The organism is Campylobacter concisus, from assembly GCF_002914195.1.
GTDB lineage: Bacteria > Campylobacterota > Campylobacteria > Campylobacterales > Campylobacteraceae > Campylobacter_A > Campylobacter_A concisus_M.
The window spans coordinates 1-1502 of sequence record NZ_PPAU01000015.1; the positions used below are offsets into that span (position 1 = coordinate 1).

Consider the following 1502-nt stretch of genomic DNA (forward strand, 5'->3'; position numbering starts at 1 on the left):
ACATAGCCATTTTTTGGTAATTTTTTCTCAATTAATAACATATTTTATCCTTGTTCTAAACAATATTTTTTATATAATTTTATTGCTCTAATCGTATCAAGCCAGCCAAGAATTCCAACCACAATAAAAAAACTAATAAAAATCAATGAGCTAATTAAATTTTGCATATTGTCTTTATGCCATGCGGTGCAGGCAATAGCCAAGATAGAAAAACAAATCACAATTCTTTTAAAAAGCTTTAAATCTTTATGTAGCTGTGTGATAGTATCACTCATTTTAAATTCCTTATTTGATATTACTCAAAATACGCTTTGCCATTTCTTCAGGGGCATCAGGTTTAGGCTCAGGCTTTTTATTATTATTTAAAAATAACTTAATCTCTTTGCTGATCTGATTTTCACATTCAGGTTTTACTTCATTTTCTATATCCTTACATAAGGATAAAGTTCCATTTTTTTTCATATTGTCATAAATTATATTTGAGGTTTCACCTGCCGAGTTCCCCACGCTAGTTTTGCTAATAACTACAAAAATAGCTCGCTTAATTTTATACATATCAATTATACTTATTCCATCATTTTCGTTTTTAAAATCCTCAAAAGCCAAATCCATTCGTCTATCGTATTCTCTATCCACATACTTCATAAATTTAACGTATCCGATATATAGAGCGAATATAAACACGAAAATAAACGGAAATACCAATAGTGCGCTTAATATCGAATATTTACTATCGTTTTTATAAATTTTATTCATATTTACGCTCTCCAAAAACTTCTAATCATTTCTCTAACAATATTTTTCCACCACCAACGAGAATAACAGTTGGATCACCAGCATGCTTTGCGAGCTCGTTTAATTCGCTTAACTTAATTGGATTAACAATTTCTAGTGGATATTGTCCAGTCTCTGCTTTAATCTGCTCCCTATCAAAGGAAGCACGAACTAACGGAGACATAGTATATGTGCCGCAAATTGTCAATATCCAAAACAAGAGAAAAAACCCAATATACCAGGATTGTTTTATATAGTCAAATTTCTTCATACTAGCCTCTTTACTAGATAAATTTTCATCACACCTACGATCCGATGAATAATTCTCACCCTTAAAATTTAAGTTTTTGGGATAGTCATTCATAATTTCTACTTCATTGACGTCAAAATTTATCTGCTCCGCCATAGGAGTTTTAAACGCCTCACTCATGATCTATCAACCTTTAAAATTTGTAATAGCCTCTTGGGCTTCTTTTGCTTTTTTAATAATCTGCTTAAGATTGTAATTTTCAATCATAAGCTCTAGGGCTAACTTTGTCGCTTGAGAAACCCTAGCTGGATCGCTAGTCCAGCCATTTATTGTAGCGACAGAAATTCCAAGTTTATCAGCAAGCTCTTGCCTACTGATGCCTAAAATTTCACAAACTCTAATGTGTAGTAAATCCATCATTAACCTTTTTTGTTTTAATTATACAAAAAAACGAATAATTCAGTTTTTAATGCTTGCA

Annotated in this window: 4 protein-coding genes; all 4 read right to left on the minus strand. The window is 31.4% G+C overall.

What is annotated here, in order from left to right; genetic code table 11:
- Nucleotides 1-44 precede the first annotated feature (44 nt).
- Complete coding sequence (locus CYP28_RS00605; RefSeq protein WP_103592713.1) at nucleotides 45-275, minus strand: hypothetical protein; 231 nt, start codon at nucleotides 273-275, stop codon at nucleotides 45-47.
- Between the two features lie 10 nt (nucleotides 276-285).
- Nucleotides 286-645: a hypothetical protein gene (locus CYP28_RS00610; RefSeq protein ID WP_141089897.1), complete on the minus strand. Its 360-nt coding sequence runs from the start codon at nucleotides 643-645 to the stop codon at nucleotides 286-288.
- Nucleotides 646-781: 136 nt separating this feature from the next.
- Nucleotides 782-1204: a hypothetical protein gene (locus tag CYP28_RS00615; RefSeq protein ID WP_103592715.1), complete on the minus strand. Its 423-nt coding sequence runs from the start codon at nucleotides 1202-1204 to the stop codon at nucleotides 782-784.
- A gap of 6 nt (nucleotides 1205-1210) precedes the next feature.
- The gene (locus CYP28_RS00620; protein WP_180997925.1) at nucleotides 1211-1441 is read right to left on the minus strand and encodes a helix-turn-helix domain-containing protein; all 231 of its coding nucleotides are present in this window, start codon (nucleotides 1439-1441) and stop codon (nucleotides 1211-1213) included.
- Between the last annotated feature and the right edge of the window lie 61 nt (nucleotides 1442-1502).